Genomic DNA, 18,381 nt, shown 5'->3' with positions numbered 1-18,381 from the left:
CCTAAGTGGACCGGCCTTCTGCATGGTCCTTCCGAACGGCTGGCAACGTGATCTCTACAATCGCCCCGCCCCCAGGATGATTCGCGATAGAGATACTCCCACCGGAGCGATCGCAGATCGCTTTACAGATCGAGAGTCCGAGCCCCGTCCCTCCTGTCTTCCTGCTGCGCGATTCGTCTCCACGATAGAAGGCGTCAAAGAGAAACGGCTGATCTTCCTGCTTGATCCCCTCACCTTGGTCCCGAACCTGTAGGGAGATCGACCCAGCATTCAGAGCCATCGTGACGTCAACTCGTCCATGCAACGGCGAATGCTGCAATGCATTTACGAGAACATTCGAGCAGAGTAGGATCGCATCTTCCTTGCCCACCGGCACTATCGCATCGCGTACCTGAAGATCATGCATCACCGGAACCTGCTTGATCTCCGCAAAAGGCTGACTCTGCGAGATTGCCTCATAAACGGCCTCCGTGAGGTCGCAGGTCTGCGCGTCATTCTTGGGTGTCTGCTCCAGGCGTGCAAGAGTCAGCATCTTCTGAACCGTCGCCTCCAGGCGCCCGATATCATTCAGTCCTAAAGAAAGACCGTGCTCATACTCCTCCACCGTTCTGCGTTTCATCTGGAGAAGCTGCAGCGAAGATTTGACGATTGCGAGGTCTGTCTTAAGTTCGTGAGCCGCGTCGCTGGTGAATCTGCGTTGCTTTTCGAAGGAGTGTTGAAGACGAAGCACCGATGTCTCGATTGCAGAGGCCAGCGGGCGCAGCTCGACAAAACGCTTGCTGCTTGCCGGCGCGTTGAAGACCCAGTTATCCGTGTTGATATTGTCGGCCTCGACAGCCAGCTGCCATATCGGCAGTAGGAACCTGCGAATCAGCCAGGTGAGCAACCATGCAGTGATTCCAAGAAGCACAATCGTCGCTATCGCGAAGAATCGCACGGCCTCGATGATCTCGTGCCAGACTCGTCCGATCGGCAGTCCGAATACAATCCGCACATGATGGATGACAGCGAAGGGCTTGCCTGGATCGATCGCCCGCTCCCCTGTCAGCACATAGAAAAGGTAGGCCCGCCCTCCGACTTTGCTCTCTGTAAACGTTCCAGGGGCTGCCGTAATAAGTGGCACCTGCCCTTGAGTTCCGAGGACACCTTCTATGGAGTCGCTGACACTGTAGATGGCTCTCGGTGGTAGCGAGAGACCGCGGGTGTCCAAAGCAATGTTTGCATCGTTGCTGTCAGCTTCCTGAAGAGCTCCAAAGAGAGCGCTGGCACTCGCCCTCAGATTCGTCATAAACACTGTGAACTGAACGTGGCGCTCGTGATTGAAGACTGTTGCGATAAGAACGAGGGCTGCAACAAACTCCAGCAGCAGGACAGCCAACGTGAGGCGCTTCGTGATGGACGCACTTGAGGTCATGGCTCTCCTCCTTCACGGAGTCGATAGCCGCGATGCCGCAAGGTCTCGATGATCGGTTCTGTCTCCTTCACGGTTAACTTTCGCCGAAGGTTCGAAACATGGGCCTCCACCACATTGGAGTGATGCTCCCAGTCATAGTCGTAGAGGTGCTCAAGCAACTCTTTCTTCGAGACGACGGCTCGTGGCCGATGCGCAAGGTACTCCAGGATCCGATACTCCGTAGGAGAGAGATCGATGTCCTCGCCTCCCCGGCTCACGGTCTGCCGCACTGTATCGATGCTCAAATCGGCGACCTGCAGCACCGGGGAAGAGGTTCCCTTGGAGCGCCGGATAAGCGCCTTGACGCGCGCGATTAACTCACCCAGATCAAACGGCTTGGCCAGGTAATCGTCCGCACCTGAATTGAGGAGTTCGACTATCGAAGACTTCCCTTCCTGAGCCGTAAGGATCAGCACGGGGGTATGAATACCCCTCAGGCGAATGGCTCTCAAAACACTCAGGCCGTCGCGGCCCGGCAGCATCAGGTCGAGGACGATCAGATCGAAGAGATTCTGCTCTGCATAGTCGAACCCTTCGATACCATCTGCGGCGTGATCGACAGCGAACCCGGCCTCGCGAAGTCCTGCGACGATGTTCGCTGCGAGCCTTAGCTCATCCTCAACCACAAGAACTCTCATAGCAGATATTTTCGCCCGGAAAGCTTAATCTCCCCTGAATCAGACCGTTGAGCATTCGGCATCATTTAGTCGGCCACGACGGCATGACCTTACATGAGGCTCTCGATCTGGACCTGGCAAGCCCAAGATCTCTTCCGACATCGCCAACAGTCTTTCACGGATACGCGGCTTCCGAACATTTCCTGCAGATCCTGCCGTCGAGTGTCCATGATATCCACTCGCCATTGCCTGTTATCCGTCTGGCGGTTACAAAGTAAGTGTGAGTACTGCTCGAACGATGAAAGGTGGCTGGGTCGACCGCAACTCGAACCCTCGAGGTCCAAACGGTCGCGGAATCTGTCGCTGGTGCTCTCTTGAGGTACCACGTGGCCGATTCACCTTTTGCTCGACGTTCTGTGTACACGAATGGAAACTGCGTACCCAGCCAGCATATCTACGCGAACAGGTCTTACTCCGGGATCGTGGAATCTGCTCCGCTTGTTCCGTGAATACCATCGAGATGCAGAGAAAATTGAAGCGCTCGCGTGGCAACAATCGGGAGGCCCTCATGCTCCACTGGGGGTTGAAGACATGCATTCGACGAACCCTCTGGGAGGCAGATCATATCGTTCCAGTTGTTGAAGGAGGAGGCGAGTGCGATCTCGAAAACATCCAGACACTGTGCCTGCGATGTCATCGCAAGGCAACACAAAGTCTTCGTGAGAGGCGACGCTCGTTGAAGCTCTTTCAAATGTCAGCCGATTGATGGAAGACTTCCACTCTCCTCTCAATCGATGCCCCAGGCTCGCCCTTTCTTATCCGAAACGAGTTGCAACAATCGGAAGCCTTCTTAAAAGCTGCGGATAATTCGCAGATAACCGAAAATGGATGCGGGGGAAGAATACAACCGTTATGAATCGTCGCAAGTTTCTTCAAAGCACGACTGCCGCCGCAGGTAGCGCCGTACTTGGTTCAGGTGCAGCGCTGGGCCAATCATCCGGAAGAGCGGATCAGACTGTGAAGCCAAACATCATTCTTTATCTCTCCGACCAGTTCCGCTGGGACTTTGTGGGAGCGAACGGAGCCAACAGCTCCACACAGACACCGAACCTTGATGCCATGGCGGAGCGCGGGACAAACTTCACCCACTGCATCACCAATCAGCCCGTCTGCGCTCCCTCCCGTTCGGTGCTCTTCACCAGCCGCTATGCGACCGAAACAAACGTCTGGCACAACGGCCCCGGCATGAAGCAGGATCTTCCCACGCTCGCAGGCGAACTTCGCAAGGCAGGCTATACCAGCAACTTAATCGGGAAGTGGCACCTCGCTCCAGGAAAGTCCGAGGGAGGTGGCCCCGGTCCTGTTCCCGAGGAGTGGCGCGGTGGCTTCCTCGATCTGTGGGAAGGCGCGAACGCTCTCGAACACACGACGCATCCTTATGAAGGCACGATCTATGATCGCGACGGAAAAGAGATCACCTACAAGGACCAGTACCGCGTCGACTTCATCACGGATCGCGCAGAGCACTTCCTCCGCCAGAAACACGACAAGCCCTTCTTCCTGTTTGTTTCGCAGCTCGAGCCCCATCAGCAGAACGACATGAATCGCATGGTTGGCCCCAAGGGGTCTGCAGAGCGTTTCATCAACGCACATGTTCCGCCGGACCTTCGGGCCTTTCCCGGCGACTGGCACCAGCAGCTTCCCGACTACTACGGCGCGTGCGAGAGCATCGACGCCTCCGTGGGCCGTCTGCACAAAGTACTCGAAGAGACCGGGCAGAAGGACAACACGATCTTCGTCTTCTTCTCCGATCACGGCTGCCACTTCATGACGCGCAACCAGGAGTACAAGCGCTCCACCCACAACAGCAGCCTTCGCGTCCCGTTCCTCATCGACGGCCCCGGCTTCAACCGGGCGCAACAGATCAATGAGCTCGTCTCCATCATCGACTTCGCCCCCACCCTGCTGAAAGCCGCGGGCGTCCCCGTCCCCTCTTCATGGAAAGGACAGAACGTCCTCCCACTGCTCGACGGAATCGAAGCCCGTCAGGCGTGGCCGAACAAACAGCTGGTCCAGATCAGCGAATCGATGACAGCGCGCAGCATCAGGACCAAAGACTGGACCTACTGCGTCGCCGACGTCTCAGGCGGGATCAACGCCGCCAACCCTTCCTACATGGAATGGCAGCTCTACGATCAGCGCAACGATCCGTATGAGCTGACGAACCTGGCAGGCCGCAAGGAGTACAAGCAGAAGGCCAAAGAGCTTCGAGCCCAGCTTCTCGAACTGATGAAATACGCAGGCGAGACTGCCGAAATACAGGAGGCCAAGCTCTACCATTAGAGAGTGCGCCATATCGATGGCGGCTTTGCCGGGTGAAGCCTCGGCAAGTATCTCCTGGCTGATGTGCCGCCGCCCATCGTTCTTATCCTGATATGCGCAGCTATAGCTCCCACAACAGCAGTTGCCGCATAACGATGAATCGTCATCGGATCTCGGCCCGATGACGGTTCATCGCTAATGCATGTTTCATGCGACGATCTTTACGCTAAAGCTTGCCCATCAGAATCTGTCCGGTTGCCGCGCCTTCCACGGTGCCGGAGATAGTACCCGAATCGCCCATTCCCGTCACATCCACGATCAGCTCGTTCGGCTTGCCTGGAACCCGCTTCAACATCTTCGGCTGCGACGCTCCGCCAAGCATGAGCACCACATCCTTGATCGCCGTCACGGCACCTTCGCTCGGCATCAGCCGAAGGCGATATTGCGCTGCTTCTTTCGTATGCCCGCGTAGATCCAGTTCGAAGTGCCCATTCTTCCAACTCCCGACCAGATCCGGAGCCCAGATAGACGATGGCGCGTTCCAGTCCGCCGGCGGAGCGACGCCTGTATCGAAGACTGCCAGCCGACGCAGCGCCGCCAGTCCTGCCGAGCGGGTCACCACGACTCTTACGGCATCAACCGTCACCGGCGTCACCGGCTGAATGCGCTTCTGCCCGATCGCGGTTCCCTCTCCCAGAGGCTTCCAGGCGCTGTTCGCACGTCCCTCGAGACGATACGCACGCACTCGCTCCCCCAGCGTCGTATCCTCCTGCAGCACAACCGTATCGATCCGCGCAGGGCTCTTCAGCTTCAGCGTCACCACACTCCCATGCCCTGACGTCTCGGCCAGCGACTTGCCAAAGCGCCGCTTTACCTCCGCGCCAAACCGTGCCGCCGCCTCGGCATCTTTCTCGTCGAACAGGCCGGTCGTGTTGGGCGGCAGGTTCAGCAGCAACTGCGCTCCCCGGCCCACCGACCGGTAGTAGATCGACAGCAGTTGATCCTCGGTCAGGACCTTTTTCGCATTCGTCGCTGTCCAGAACCAGTCCGGCCGCCGGATCGACACATCCACCTCGTTCGGCAGCCAGGCATCGCCGTCCGGAGTTCCATCCAGCGCTGTTCCGGTTCCATGCTCTGCATAGCTCCGTTCGATCCCGTTCCAGCACGGATAGGGCGCAAACCCATCCTCATTCCCTACCCAGCGGATCGTCGCGTTCGGCCCCTGGAAGACAGCCACATGTGGCTGATACGTTTTGAGCAGATCGCCAACCGGCGTGGCCGTCGCTCCGTCGAACCACACTTCCACCAACTCCCCGTATCCGCTCAGCAGCTCCGTAAGCTGCTCACGATAGATCGCGTCGTACTTCGCCTGCTCCTCAGGAGTTTTGCAGATGCCGCCGGTCGCTGCTCCAAAGTGATCGTCGCGCGGCGACAGATAGACACCGAGCCCAAGCCCAAACTTTTTGCACGAGCTTTCAAGCTCACGCATGATGTCGCCCTTGCCACCCTTCCAGGGCGAGCCGCTCAATCCAAAGTCCGTCGTCTTTGTCTGCCAGCAGCAGAAACCGTACTGATGCTTCGCCACAAACACGATGTACCGTGCCCCCGCTGCGACAGCAGTCTTCGCCCACGCATCCGTATCGAGATTGACTGGGTTGACCTCCGATGGAGGCACAGAGAAAGAACTCGGCCGTCCGTTCAGATACGTCTCATTGCTGAAGTGAACGAACATACCCACTTCGAGGTTCTGCCACCGCACCTGATCCGCCGTGGGGAGTGCCACGGCACGTCCATTATCGGCAACCGGAGCGGCAAAGCCCATTCGAGGAAGAGAGGCAAACAGTGCAGTGTGAGCAGAAAGGGAAAGCATCTTTCGTCGATTCATGGATCTAATGATATCGACCAAAATATTGAAGATTAGAAGGCTTATGGCAGCCGACTCTGGCCAGCAACCGGTCCACATGCAGTCCGACGGCCCGGCGGCATCGAGGACTTCAGCCCAACTCCTGAAGCCGGACCCGTGTGGCAGGTCAGCCTTATCCTGCCCGCAGTCGCACCCATACGGCTACGTTTCCATGCCAAATTTTAAGGAAGTAAATGGTCGGGACGACTAGATTCGAACTAGCGACCTCACCCACCCCAAGGGTGCGCTCTACCAGGCTGAGCCACGTCCCGACTCTTTGCTGTGGTCCAGACAGACCACGGCGGGGTTATGTTGCAGAACTTAGTGTAACACTGAGCAGAGGTTACTGCGTCGGCGCAACGTACTCCTTCGGCAGCGCTCCACCCTCGCCAAAGAAGAACTCATTCATCTGTTCCACCAGGAACTCCTGCGCCTCGCGCGTCCACGGCTGCAGGCGATACTCGTTCAGCAGCATCTTCTGGCGCTCAATCCACTCACCCCACGCCTTCTTCGACACGTTCTTGAAGATCTTCTGGCCAAAGTCAGAGTCAAACGGCGGCTCGTCCAGCCCTTCCATCTCCGCCTTGTACTTCGTGCAAAACACCATGTGCGCCATCTGTTCGCAGAACTCCTTCTGATGACTCTTATTCTACGACGAAGACAGCCCGCTGCCCCACTCGTACCCGCCGCCATCGTCTCTCATCTGCCCTCATCCGTGATCCGTCTCCGATGCGTTTCGCCATGATCACAGGACACACAAACCGCGCTCGACTCACCGCCAAACAAACAAAGAGGCCGCCCGGCAACAGGGCAGCCTCTTCTTTAGGGAGAATAGTTCCAACGGAGGCAAAGCCATCAGAACTTTCTGGCGAAATACTATGTTTGGCAAAATGACGTGTCAAGACTTAAAGGTCGCCGCCATAAATCGCTGCTTTAAAAAGAGTTAACGTGTTAACTAGAACAACAACATGCCCCTTGACTTTCGCAGTATATTCGCTTTTGGCGTCTTCCTGAAGATTCAAACCACTATTAAATCAGGCGGTTAGCTGCGGGACTGCACCGCTTCCAGTGCAGGAATTTAAGCCCCGGGATGGTTCCCCTCGGTAGACACCGGGGCCACGCTGCCGCTCAGGTCGATGCGCAGGAACTCCGGCTCCGAAGCCGCCGGCTTGCCGTGCAAAACCCGCCATCCTGCCCTGCCGCCGCCCAGGAAAAGTCCCAGGATCACGGCCGCCAGCACACCAAAGCCGCAGAAGATCATGATGCTGCTCAGCAGGCTGTACGTTTTGCCGATTTCCGCGTGAAACTCGGGCGGCATCTGCTTGTTCCAGGTCACTTCGCTGCGCGGGTGAATCCCGGCGACCAGCGATTTGGCCTCACTCTCCGTCCATCGACCCGACGTCATGAGCACCAGCGCCCCTTCACGGCGCAGCACGACCGTTCCCATGCCCTGTCCCCTGGGGTGAATCTCCCCCTCGATCGCCCGCAGGCGGTCGCCCGCAATCTGCGGCGTCGGATAGGTCAGCAACGTCAGCGTTCCCTTCCCGGCATACTTCGCCGTCACCGCCTCCCCTGCCTTGTCGAATCCCAGAATCGCACCCGGCAGCACACCACCTGTGGCCTCATAGCTCACCGGCCCCAGCGCGTACTTCACCGAATCACGCTCCAGCCCCTTGGCTGGCACGTACGTCGGCAGCACAGGAGCCAGACCCTTTGGTCCGCCAATCTTCGGCAGCCGCGTCTCAATGCCTTCAAGCAGACCCTCGATCTTCGGCCCACGACCGCCGCTGGCCTCCACCACGCTGGCTCCGCTGCGGAAGAGATAGCCTTCACTCGAGGCTGACGTCTCACTCCCCAACCCGGTACCGCGATAGGTCGAGCCCGGCCTCTCGTAGTAGCTGTACGCCGCGTGCGCTCCGGTCGCATCCACAAACTGACGTGCCGTCACCGCAATCTGCGGACCAGCTGCGCCAACCCGGTAGACGCCGTGCTCCTCGCGCTTCAGTCCGTCTTCATTAAGGATGGTGTCTGTCTTCGCATCGCTCGCGGGCGCAGGCGCATCCGCCTGGCGAACCCACTCCCCAACCTGCTGCGGCAGCAACGGCGCGGGAGGCTCCACCAGCGTCGTCTTTCCATCCTGCGCATTCATGCCGACAGCCGCAGCGCCAAGCACCACCGCCACACCAAACATCCGCGCTGCCCGAACTGACGACCGAAGAACCGAATCAACCATAAAATACCGACCTGCTAGGGCAGATTACACCAGCCCCAAAGCACAATGCGAACGTGCACTCTCTCTGCGCACCATCTCTGGATAGACACCGGCAACGCACAAAAAGCTCCACGGCACTAGACCACATCTCGTAAATATCTTGAAGAACAGGGGAATCGCAAAGCTTCTATCTCAATGCTGCACCGCGACGTTGCTTCGCCTTTGCTGAGACTCGCGAACAAAAACGACGCAACATCTTCCGTCCTCCCTGGTCATCGCCCGTGATGAGAAAGGCCAGCAACGCTCCCTGAAACGCTTGCAAAAGATCACGAACCACCTCGCGATCCGGTAGATACTGCAGCAGCAGATCCTCCCATAGCCGCTGCTGCTCCAGGTAGAACACGCGCGCACGCTTCGACCCTCCCCACGCCCTCTGCGTCAGGTTCATCACCAGCAGCAAAACTCCGCGAGACGGCGGTGCCGTCGAGGAGTCCCACAGGTGCAGCAATACTGTCTCTACCGTCGCACGCGCAGGCAGCGTCCCCGGCGCGAACCTCGCCCGCAGGCGGTCTTCCAGAAGCGCCGTCGCACGCTCTTCCAGATTCTCCCGCGAGCCGAAGTGGTGGATCAGCATTCGCTTGCTCGTGCCGACTCTCTCCGCCAGCCGATCAAGGCTGATCTCAAGGCTGCCAGCTTCAACAAATGCACCGAGGCATCCTTCCAGAAGCTCCCGTTGCAGCTCATTTTCCCGTCGTTGCATAAGTGATGTACCGCATGGTACATATACCTGTACCACTCGGTACATACTAACGCCGGAGCATCGACATGAAAAGACCCGACCTCGTCCTTCTGCTTGCCGTTGGAGTCGCCTTCTGGATCATCGGCACCATCTACTTTTCTCTGCGCGGTCGAACGATCCTTGAAGGCAGGCCGACAGTCTATAGAACGGCGGTTTTACTCACCGCCGCGCTATCCTCGATGCTCTGCATCATCCTCTTCCGCTTCATGAACATCCCCAGCGCATCCTGGGCAACCGCGATGCTCCTGATCGCCCTTCCCGGCATGTTCGGCGAAGTCATTGCGCTCACGAACCCGAGAATATTCCTGCCGCGAATGCAGCCTGCCTCAGCAGGCCGATACGCCGCACTTCTCTTTATGACTTATGCCGTTGCTCTTGCTATCGGAGAGTTTGTCAGCCTTAGCAGTACTCTCCGCTCGTGAAGCTATCCGCTCAGCGGCTGGTACTCGCCCGCTCCACGGACGTGCGCGATCCGCTCAATCCGCCCTCATACTTGGCGACACCTTTATAGAGACTCTCCGCCACGCGCTGCCGATACTCTGGTTCGCGCAGCTGCTCGGCGTCCTTCGGGTTGGTGACAAACGAGATCTCCGCCAGCACCGACGGCATATTCGCGCCGATCAGCACGACGAACGGAGCCTTCTTCACGCCGCGGTTCTTCAGGCCCGCATTGCCGCGCTCCAGGCCTGCATAGAGGTTCGCCTCCACGTCCGACGCGAACTCACGCGACTCGTCGATCTTGTCCTTCAGCGCAATCTTCTTCACCAGGTCGCTCAACTGATAGATCGACTGGTCGCTGACCGCATTCTCACGCGCCGCCACCTCCAGCGCATCCGCTTGCGAGGTGAAGTTCAGGTAGTACGTCTCCACGCCACGCGCAGTCGAATCGCTCGATGAGTTCGCATGAATCGACAGAAACAGATCCGCCTGCGACTTGTTCGCGATAGCCGTCCTCGTCTCCAGCGGAATAAACGTGTCGTCCGAGCGCGTATAGATGATCTCTGCGCCCAGCCGCTCGTGCAGCAGCTTGCCCAGCCGCAGCGCCACGTCCAGCACCACATCCTTCTCCTGGATACCGTCGACGCCCAGTGTGCCCGAGTCATGCCCACCGTGCCCGGCGTCGATCACGATACGCCCGATCTTCAGGCCCAGCGCTCGCACCAGCGAGGTCTGTCCGTCTGCCGTGGGAGCCGCAGCACGCGCCGGCGTCGCGGGGTCGACGGGCTCCTTGCTGCGGCGGCTCTTGCGCGTGCTCGGTGCGGTCGTCGCCGGACGGCTGCCCGGCACCACTGCCGCAATCGGCTGCGAAGTCGGCGTGCTCGTCGCATCCTCCCGTCCCGGCTGATCGCTGACCTCGGCGACCTCGCTTGTCGTTCCCGCATTATTCGTTGCAACGGAGTTCGGTACCGGCCTGTGCGAGCTCGTCTTCTCGTCGGGCGCCGTCGTGGGTGGCGGAGCCACGGCCGTCTCGCCCTGGGACGAAGACGGCGGCGGCACGCTGTTTCCGCTGGCCACATGCTGCGGAGGCTGTCCGTTACCGTGAATATCAATGATCAACCGGTAAGGATTCGGCAGCAGAAAAGCCGAGTACTCCGTCACATCGTTCACATCCAGCACGACGCGCGTCATGTTATTCGAGAACTGCGCCGCGCGAATCCGCTTCAAAAAACCATCGTCTGTAACGGCAAAACTCTTGCCTGCCAATGACTGCGCCAAACGTGTCCCATGCAGATCGAAGTAGATGCGATCCGGGTTCGGCACTCGGGCCGCCTCGTACGTCACGTCGTCGCCCAGGTCGATCGCCACACGCGTATAGTTCGGCGTCGACCAGTGCCGAATACCCGTCACCTGCGCCAGCTCGCCATGCTTCGCTCCCGACGTCGCAGCCACATGCGTCACGCCCGGCTGTGGCGCACTCGACGGCTGCGGCGCATTCGATGGAGCAGTCTCTCTGGCATCGCTGATCACATCCTCAGCGGCAGAGACACCCTTTCGTGCCGCGCCATCATCCGCAGGCTTCGTATCCGGAGCGCGTACAGGCACTGGAGCAACAACACGATTCTCCGCTGCCGAAGCCCGCGTGATCGACTGCGTGTTCGTTCCGCGCCGCTCTCCCTTTGCCGTCGCGCTCTTCGCCGAAGATCCCGAAGCCCTGCGCTGCAGCGACTCCAGCCCTGCCCGCGCCTCCTCCGTCTGCTCACTCTTCGGATATTGCTTCAGCAGCTGCTGGTAGCACTGCTTCGCTGACGCCGGATCCCCAAGGTCGTTTTCGTAGAGCTGCCCCTCGGCCAGCAGTGCACTCACCCGCAGCGAACTCCCGGGATACTGCTTGCGCAGAAACTCGTACTGCCCAACCGCATCCTTAAGACTCTTCGTATCGTTCAGCTCGTGGCCCTGCGACGTCAGCAGCTCAGCCACCGCATTCACCGCAGGCGGCGCATACTTGCTCTGCGGATCGCTGTGATAGATCATGCGATAGTCATCGAGCACCTTCGCATAATCAGCCTTCGTGCGGCTTGCCAGCGGCATCGCCTCCAGCCGCTCCCGCCCACGCGTCGCCTTCTCCCACGGAGTCAGTGGTGCAGCCGCATGCTTTCGCGACGCCGCGCTCGTCGTCTTCGACGTCGTCGCCATCGCTGGCACACAGCTCAACCCAACGGCACAGAGAGCGCACCACACCCCAAGACTCCGCACTTTGTTGCACACCGCCATCATCCACAGTTTAAGATTCGCCTGCCATCCGCACGACTGTGAAAAGACACCCGGGTACACCCCGCGATACCCCCAACGGCCCAACCTGCAACTCGCACAGTCATCGCAGCGACTCATCTCCCACAAATTACGAACAAAACAAAGGGCGCAGCCGAAGCCGCGCCCTCGCATGTGTGTCCATCGCATCGACTAAGCAATCAGGCCTTCGACGACACCGGCAGCCTTACCCAGCGCGCCATCCAGCGCACCGGCATCGCTTCCGCCAGCTTCTGCGAGATCAGGACGTCCACCGCCCTTGCCGCCCACAAGCGCGGCAATCTGTCCGACGATCTTGCCCGCCTGCACCTTGCCCGTCAGGTCCTTGGTCACGCCGACGATCAGCGAGACCTTGCCCTCGCTCGCCGCGCCCAGCACCACCACACCCGAGCCCAGCTTGCCGCGAAGCTCGTCGACAAGGTTGCGCATCTGGCTCTTGTCCAGAGCGTCCACGCGCTGCGACAGAACCTTAACGCCCTTCACCTCGACCGCAGACGAAGCTGCATCCGCCACGGAAGAAGATGCCGCCTTCATGCGCACCTGCTCCAGCTCGCGCTTCAGCTTCTTCATCTCCTCTTCCTGCGCCGCGATCCTGCTCTTCAGCGCATCGGCAGGAGACTCCGCCGCGCCGCCAACCAGCGATCCAACCACGCGGATCACGTCATAGCCGCGCCGGAACTCGTTCAGAGCACCCGTACCGCTCAACGCCTCCACGCGACGCACGCCGCTCGACACCGAGCTCTCGCCCACCAGCTTCAGCAGGCCGATCTCACCCGTCGCGCCCGTATGCGTACCACCGCAAAGCTCCGTCGAAAAATCGCCGATCTTCACCACGCGTACGCGGTCGCCGTACTTCTCGCCAAACAGCGCCATCGCTCCCAGCTCGTTCACTGCAACATCGATCGGCACATCCACCAGCGTCTCTACCCGGGTGTTCTTCAACACCTGCTGGTTCACAATGTCCTCGACCTGCTGCATCTCCTCCTCCGCCACACCGCTAAAGTGCGAGAAGTCGAAGCGCAGCCGCGTCGCATCGTTCAACGATCCCGCCTGCTTCACATGCTTGCCCAGCACCTCGCGCAGCGCCGCATGCAGCAGATGCGTACCCGTGTGATTGCGCTCGGTCGCGCGGCGATTGTCCCCATTCACAACCGTATCGACCGTATCGCCGACCGCCAGCGTCTCACGCGCCTTCACCCTGTGCGCAAACACTCCCTGCACCGGCTTGTTCGCACCCAGCACATCGGCAACCACCGTGTTGTGATCGTCCGAGTACAGCCAGCCGATATCGCCCACCTGTCCGCCCGAGTCTGCGTAGAAGCTCGTCGCATCCAGCACAACGTCGCCCGTCTCACCAGCCTTCAGAGCTGGCACGCCCTCGCCATCCTTCACCAGCGCGAGCACCTTCGCGCCCTCGACCTTCAGAGACGAGTAACCCTCGAACTCCGTCTTCGCCAGCTCGCGGTACACCGGCGCCGCAGACTTCTGCGATCCGCCCTTCCAGCTTGCACGCGCACGCGCCTGCTCCTCTTCCTTGGCGCGCTCAAAGCCTTCCATGTCGAACGCAATGCCCGCATCACGCGCTGCATCCACCATAAAATCCAGCGGCATGCCAAACGTCTCGTACAGCTTGAAGGCCGCCGCACCCGAACGCAGCGTCTCTTCATTCATCTGCCGCAGACCAAGCTCCAGAGTCCGCGCAAACTGCTGCTCTTCCGCCAGTACCACCTTCGCCACACGATCGGCCGACTCCTTCAGCTCCGGATACGCCGCGCCCATCTCATCGCGCACCGCATACACCATCTCGTGCATGAAGGGCTTCTCCTGCCCAAGCAACCGGCCATGACGAATCCCGCGGCGCATGATTTTGCGCAATACATAGCCGCGCCCCTCATTCGCAGGCAGCACGCCGTCCGAGATCAAAAACGTCGCGGCACGCGCATGGTCCGCAATGATCCGCAGCGAAGCATTTTGCAGCACATCGCCTTCAATCGTTGCAGCCGTCAGCTCATGTGCCTTCTTAATTAAAGGAGTAAACAGGTCCGTCTCGAAGTTCGACAGCACACTCTGCAGCACGCTGGCAATGCGCTCCAGCCCCATGCCCGTATCGATCGAGGGCTTCGGCAGCGGCGTCAGCAGCGGCCCACCCGGCGTCACGGTGCGGTCGAACTGCATGAACACCAGGTTCCAGATCTCGACATAGCGCGAGTCATCTTCACCAAACGACTTGTTCACCGCAGGATCGTCACCCGCCTCCTGCCCGAGGTCGTAGTAGATCTCGCTGCAGGGGCCGCACGGGCCGGTCTCGCCCATCGCCCAGAAATTGTCCTTGGCGCCCATCTCGTAGATGCGGTCAGCCGTCACGCCTACATCCAGCCAGAACTGATAAGCCTCCGCGTCGCGCGGAACCGACTCGTCGCCCTCGAAGATCGTCACGTACAGCTTCGACGTGTCGATGCCGAACCACTCTTTTGAGGTCAGCAGCTCCCACGCATACGCAATCGCGTCCTTCTTGAAGTAGTCGCCAAAGCTGAAGTTACCCAGCATCTCGAAGAAGGTATGGTGCCGCCGCGTGAAGCCGACGTTCTCCAGATCGTTGTGCTTGCCGCCTGCGCGAACGCACTTCTGCGAGGTCGTCGCCCGCGTGTACTCCCGCTTCTCCAGACCGAGAAAGACATCCTTGAACTGGTTCATGCCCGCGTTGGTAAAAAGCAACGTCGGATCGTTCGCAGGAACAAGCGAGGACGAGTGCACCCGACGGTGCCCCTTGCCCTCAAAAAACCGCAGAAAATCTTCGCGAATCTGGCTTCCGGACCTGTAGTTCATAGACTTTTAAGTTTATCAGCGACTCTCGATTCCCTCCTCACCGGCCCCGTTATCGGTCCCGCAAGAATCGCTCGTCGTCAGAACCTTCTTCGAGCTTGACAACGGCTGTGGGCGTCCCTTAGCGTGGCAAACCCACGGGGACAAATCCATTTGTTCGAAGTCTGGACCATTGCACCGCTTGATTTCTGAACACACCTGAAAACGAACCAAAAACCATTTCAAGTTTCTGAAGCAGGCTTTGCCTTGGAGGACCACCTATGCTGACCCGTCTTGGACGACTGTTTGTCCTTACCGCCGTCATGCTTCTCATCCCTCACCATCTCTTTGGCCAGGGCATCACGGCAACCATTACCGGAGTCGTCAGCGACTCCACCGGCGGCGTCCTCTCCGGAGCACATGTCACGGCCCTTCGCCTCGAAACCAACGAGAGCCGCATCTCCACCACCAGCGACTCCGGTGAGTTCAATCTCCCTCTGCTCCAGCCTGGCCGCTACCGCATCACCATCGAACTCGCCTCCTTCAAGACTTACCAGCAGGAAGTCACCCTGCAGATCAATCAGAAAGCCGAGATCAACGCCGTCCTCACCGTAGGCTCGCAGACCGATAAGGTTACCGTCACCGCCGAGGCCCCGCCCATCCAGACGCAGGACTCCTCCGTAGGACTCGTCATCGACACCGCGACCATCACCAACACGCCGCTCAACGGCCGCCTCAACATCACCGGACTCATGGCCCTCGCACCCGGCATTCAGAACGCCGGCGCGCAGGACTCCATTCCCGTCTACGGCGTCACACCCTCCGTCGGCGGCGCCACCGCTTACGGTTCCACCGGATTCTCCATCGACGGCGCCACCAACACCAGCGCCTACCTTCAGCGCGGCTACGGCGAATATCCTCCCCTCGACGGCATCCGCGAGTTCAAGACCCTCACCACCGGAGCTCCCGCCGAGTTCGCGCAGCCCACGCAGGTCATCGTCGTCACCCGTGGAGGAGCCAACCGGTTTCACGGCATGGTCTCCGAGTTCAACCGCAATCGCGTCACCGCCGCCAAGAACTACTTCGCCGGAGCCAGCCCGCTGCCCAAGTACAACCGCAACGAGTTCGGCGGCAACGTCTCCGGCCCGATCCTGATCCCGCACCTCTATAACGGACGCGACCGCTCCTTCTTCTTCTTCAACTACGAAGGCTTCCGCCGCCGCCAGGCCTCTACGCTCTCCAGCCAGATGCCGACCGTGCTCGAGCGCACCGGCGACTTCTCCGAGATCTCCACTCCCATCATCGATCCCACCACCAGGACCCCCTTCCCCGGAAACAAGATCCCGGCATCGCGCCTCAACTCGGTCACGACCGCGCTGCAGAACGCCCTCTACCCCCTGCCCAATCTCCCCGGAACCGGCGTCAACCTCATCGAAAATGTACCGCTTGCCGAAAACGTCGACCGCTACAGCTTCCGGCTCGATCATCGGCTCACAGACAAAGACACCATCTTCGCCAGCTACATCGCCGGCCTCTTCGGACCCAATCCCTCAATCGGAACCACGAGTAAATTCGGCGGCATGTCCGGTATCGGCGAACGCAACATGAACACCATCGTCGGCTGGACGCACATCTTCTCGCCCACACTCATCGGCCAGTTCATCGGCTCCTATAACCACGTCCCCATCTACCGCAATCCCCAGAACATCAACACAGACTTCGCGTCCATCATCCCCGGCCTTGGAGCGCAGCCCATCGAAGGCGCGCCGCAGATCTCCATCACCAACATCACCTCCGTCGCCGAGCAAGGCTCCAAGGACCTCGACCAGACCTTCCAGCTCAGCTTCGTCCTCACCAAGGTGCAGCACAACCACAGCTTCAAGACCGGCTTCTCCTTCCTGCGTTCCAATCACTGGAATCAGGCCGTCCTCTCGCCGCAGCGCGGATCCTTCTCCTTCAATGGACAGTACAGCGGCAACGCCTATGCCGACTTCATGCTCGGCTATCCCACCCAGACGCAGCGAGCCAATCCTCCCGCCTCCACCATCCGCTTTCTGCAGTCCCAGTACACCGGCTTCTTCCAGGACGACTGGCGCGTCAGGCCCAACCTCACCCTCAACCTCGGCGTCCGCTACGACCTCCAGTGGCAGGAGCAGAACCCCTACGGCCTGAACTCCATGTTCGTCCCCTCGCTCAAGCAGGTCGTCGTCTTCGGCCGCCAGTTCCCCTCGGCGACGCTCCCCTCCGTCACTGCCGCAGTCCCCGTCGCGCTCTCCACCAATATTGGCCTGCCTGCAAACATCTGGAGCTACCTCGGCCAGGATAAGAACAACGTCGCGCCTCGCTTCGGCTTCGCCTACTCCCCAACTCCGAAGACCGTCGTCCGTGGAGCCTTCGGCATCTACTACAACCTCTTCCCCACCCTCGACTCCGGCAACCCGGTCTTCACCGGTCTTCCCTTCTACTCCGTCGAGACCTTCTCCCAGCCCACCGGCACAACGCCCACCATCACCATGTCCACTCCCTTCCCCGGAACCGGAGCCATCGCCACCAACCCCACCGCAGCCACCGAAAGCAAGCCCGTTACCCCGTACCAGGAACAGTGGAACCTCGCCGTCGAGCGCCAGCTCCCCTGGAACTTCGGTCTCCGCATCGGCTACGTCGGCTCGCGCGCCCTCAAGCAGAACAACTACCACGGCGGCGGCAACGTCAATCCTGACCTCAACGCCGTCACCCCGGCCCCTGGAAACATCCAGACACGCCGTCCCATCCAGCCTTTCTCCACCATCTCTCTCTACGACTCCCCCATCTTCGGCTCCAACTCCAACGCCGCTCAGGTCGGACTGCATAAGCAGTACTCCAACGGCCTCACCATCAACGCCGAGTACCAGTACATCCGCGTCCTCGGCAACGAGAACTTCCAGAACTCGCTCACCACAAGCGACTCCTACGGCAACATCAGCGGCATCCGTCCCCACCAGCTGCAGATGAGCTATGCCTACGAGCTGCCCTTCGGAAAGAACAAGCTGTTGCTCACCGGGGTCACCGGCATCGCCAACACTCTCGTCAGCGGCTGGTCCATCTCCGGCATCACCACCTTCCAGTCCGGTTCGCCCTTCTCCGCAGCCCAGGCCTCCAGCCTTCAAGGCGGCGTCTCCGGACGCGCCAACCGCGTCGCCGGGGCCGCACTCTACCCCTCCAGCAAAACCCTCAAGCAGTGGTTCAATCCCGCCGCCTTCTACGCCACCGACTTCCAGTACGGCAACTCCGCCTACGACATGCTCTGGGGGCCGCGCTACCAGAACTGGGACACCGAGGTCTCCAAGAACACCGTCCTGCACGAGGGCGTCAATCTCGTCATCAAGGTCGATGCCTTCAACGTCTTCAATCACCCCACCTTCGCCAACCCGGCCTCAACCATCACCAATACCAAGACCGTTGGCACCATCACCTCCACCAACGGAGCCAGCCGTACCCTCCAACTCGGCGGTAAGCTTACCTTCTAGTCTCTGAACACGAGGACTG

General features: G+C 59.9%; 12 protein-coding genes and 1 tRNA gene. 4 read left to right on the top strand and 9 right to left on the bottom strand.

Annotation, left to right across the window (positions count from 1 at the left end; all coding sequences use genetic code 11):
• Nucleotide 1: 1 nt before the first annotated feature.
• Both PW789_RS15590 and PW789_RS15585 read right to left on the bottom strand, forming a co-directional pair.
• A complete protein-coding gene (locus PW789_RS15590; RefSeq protein ID WP_299378176.1) occupies nt 2–1,414 on the bottom strand; it encodes a HAMP domain-containing sensor histidine kinase in 1,413 nt (470 codons plus the stop codon).
• Nucleotides 1,411–2,091: a response regulator transcription factor gene (locus PW789_RS15585; RefSeq protein WP_299378173.1), complete on the bottom strand. Its 681-nt coding sequence runs from the start codon at nt 2,089–2,091 to the stop codon at nt 1,411–1,413. Before PW789_RS15585 ends, PW789_RS15590 begins: the two co-directional genes overlap by 4 nt.
• 277 nt (nt 2,092–2,368) lie before the next feature.
• On the opposite strand from PW789_RS15585, the gene PW789_RS20205 reads away from it, so the two are divergent.
• Entirely contained in the window at nt 2,369–2,836 is a 468-nt protein-coding gene (locus PW789_RS20205) for an HNH endonuclease (protein ID WP_367182578.1), read from the top strand.
• Nucleotides 2,837–2,982: 146 nt separating this feature from the next.
• A complete protein-coding gene (locus PW789_RS15575; RefSeq protein ID WP_299378170.1) occupies nt 2,983–4,413 on the top strand; it encodes a sulfatase-like hydrolase/transferase in 1,431 nt (476 codons plus the stop codon).
• Nucleotides 4,414–4,618: 205 nt separating this feature from the next.
• Here PW789_RS15575 and PW789_RS15570 read toward each other — a convergent pair whose 3' ends face one another.
• The 5 genes from PW789_RS15570 to PW789_RS15550 all read right to left on the bottom strand — a co-directional run bounded on the left by PW789_RS15570 (nt 4,619) and on the right by PW789_RS15550 (nt 9,267).
• A complete protein-coding gene (locus tag PW789_RS15570) occupies nt 4,619–6,262 on the bottom strand; it encodes an alpha-L-fucosidase (RefSeq protein ID WP_299378167.1) in 1,644 nt (547 codons plus the stop codon).
• 228 nt (nt 6,263–6,490) lie between these two features.
• Nucleotides 6,491–6,567, bottom strand: a tRNA-Pro gene (locus PW789_RS15565).
• 71 nt (nt 6,568–6,638) lie between these two features.
• Nucleotides 6,639–6,911 (bottom strand): oxidative damage protection protein, encoded by a 273-nt coding sequence (locus PW789_RS15560; protein WP_299378164.1) that lies wholly within the window; start codon nt 6,909–6,911, stop codon nt 6,639–6,641.
• Between the two features lie 462 nt (nt 6,912–7,373).
• Nucleotides 7,374–8,486: a DUF6599 family protein gene (locus PW789_RS15555; RefSeq protein ID WP_299378162.1), complete on the bottom strand. Its 1,113-nt coding sequence runs from the start codon at nt 8,484–8,486 to the stop codon at nt 7,374–7,376.
• A gap of 208 nt (nt 8,487–8,694) precedes the next feature.
• A complete protein-coding gene (locus tag PW789_RS15550) occupies nt 8,695–9,267 on the bottom strand; it encodes a TetR/AcrR family transcriptional regulator (protein WP_299378159.1) in 573 nt (190 codons plus the stop codon).
• A 65-nt stretch (nt 9,268–9,332) separates the two neighbouring features.
• Between PW789_RS15550 and PW789_RS15545 the strand changes: the two genes are divergently transcribed.
• Nucleotides 9,333–9,728 (top strand): DUF5367 family protein, encoded by a 396-nt coding sequence (locus PW789_RS15545; RefSeq protein WP_299378156.1) that lies wholly within the window; start codon nt 9,333–9,335, stop codon nt 9,726–9,728.
• A gap of 10 nt (nt 9,729–9,738) precedes the next feature.
• Here the strand turns inward: PW789_RS15545 and PW789_RS15540 are convergent, their stop codons facing one another.
• Entirely contained in the window at nt 9,739–11,940 is a 2,202-nt protein-coding gene (locus tag PW789_RS15540) for an N-acetylmuramoyl-L-alanine amidase (protein WP_299378154.1), read from the bottom strand.
• A gap of 267 nt (nt 11,941–12,207) precedes the next feature.
• Nucleotides 12,208–14,880 (bottom strand): alanine--tRNA ligase, encoded by a 2,673-nt coding sequence (gene alaS / locus PW789_RS15535; RefSeq protein WP_299378152.1) that lies wholly within the window; start codon nt 14,878–14,880, stop codon nt 12,208–12,210.
• A 257-nt stretch (nt 14,881–15,137) separates the two neighbouring features.
• Here alaS and PW789_RS15530 point away from each other — a divergent pair, with 257 nt between their 5' ends.
• Complete coding sequence (locus tag PW789_RS15530) at nt 15,138–18,362, top strand: TonB-dependent receptor (RefSeq protein ID WP_299378150.1); 3,225 nt, start codon at nt 15,138–15,140, stop codon at nt 18,360–18,362.
• Nucleotides 18,363–18,381: the final 19 nt, after the last annotated feature.

This window comes from Edaphobacter sp. (genome assembly GCF_028283685.1).
In the GTDB taxonomy this organism is placed as follows: Bacteria; Acidobacteriota; Terriglobia; order Terriglobales; family Acidobacteriaceae; genus Edaphobacter.
Note: the sequence above shows the minus strand (reverse complement) of the source record. Positions and strands in the feature narration are given on the sequence as shown.

Excerpts from the sequence above, each read along its gene's own strand:
- PW789_RS15590 (WP_299378176.1), bottom strand. The coding sequence starts at position 1,414 with ATGACCTCAAGTGCGTCCATCACGAAGCGCCTCACGTTGGCTGTCCTG.
- PW789_RS15585 (WP_299378173.1), bottom strand. The coding sequence starts at position 2,091 with ATGAGAGTTCTTGTGGTTGAGGATGAGCTAAGGCTCGCAGCGAACATC.
- PW789_RS20205 (WP_367182578.1), top strand. The coding sequence starts at position 2,369 with ATGAAAGGTGGCTGGGTCGACCGCAACTCGAACCCTCGAGGTCCAAAC.
- PW789_RS15575 (WP_299378170.1), top strand. The coding sequence starts at position 2,983 with ATGAATCGTCGCAAGTTTCTTCAAAGCACGACTGCCGCCGCAGGTAGC.
- PW789_RS15570 (WP_299378167.1), bottom strand. The coding sequence starts at position 6,262 with ATGCTTTCCCTTTCTGCTCACACTGCACTGTTTGCCTCTCTTCCTCGA.
- PW789_RS15560 (WP_299378164.1), bottom strand. The coding sequence starts at position 6,911 with ATGGCGCACATGGTGTTTTGCACGAAGTACAAGGCGGAGATGGAAGGG.
- PW789_RS15555 (WP_299378162.1), bottom strand. The coding sequence starts at position 8,486 with ATGTTTGGTGTGGCGGTGGTGCTTGGCGCTGCGGCTGTCGGCATGAAT.
- PW789_RS15550 (WP_299378159.1), bottom strand. The coding sequence starts at position 9,267 with ATGCAACGACGGGAAAATGAGCTGCAACGGGAGCTTCTGGAAGGATGC.
- PW789_RS15545 (WP_299378156.1), top strand. The coding sequence starts at position 9,333 with ATGAAAAGACCCGACCTCGTCCTTCTGCTTGCCGTTGGAGTCGCCTTC.
- PW789_RS15540 (WP_299378154.1), bottom strand. The coding sequence starts at position 11,940 with ATGGCGACGACGTCGAAGACGACGAGCGCGGCGTCGCGAAAGCATGCG.
- alaS (WP_299378152.1), bottom strand. The coding sequence starts at position 14,880 with ATGAACTACAGGTCCGGAAGCCAGATTCGCGAAGATTTTCTGCGGTTT.
- PW789_RS15530 (WP_299378150.1), top strand. The coding sequence starts at position 15,138 with ATGCTGACCCGTCTTGGACGACTGTTTGTCCTTACCGCCGTCATGCTT.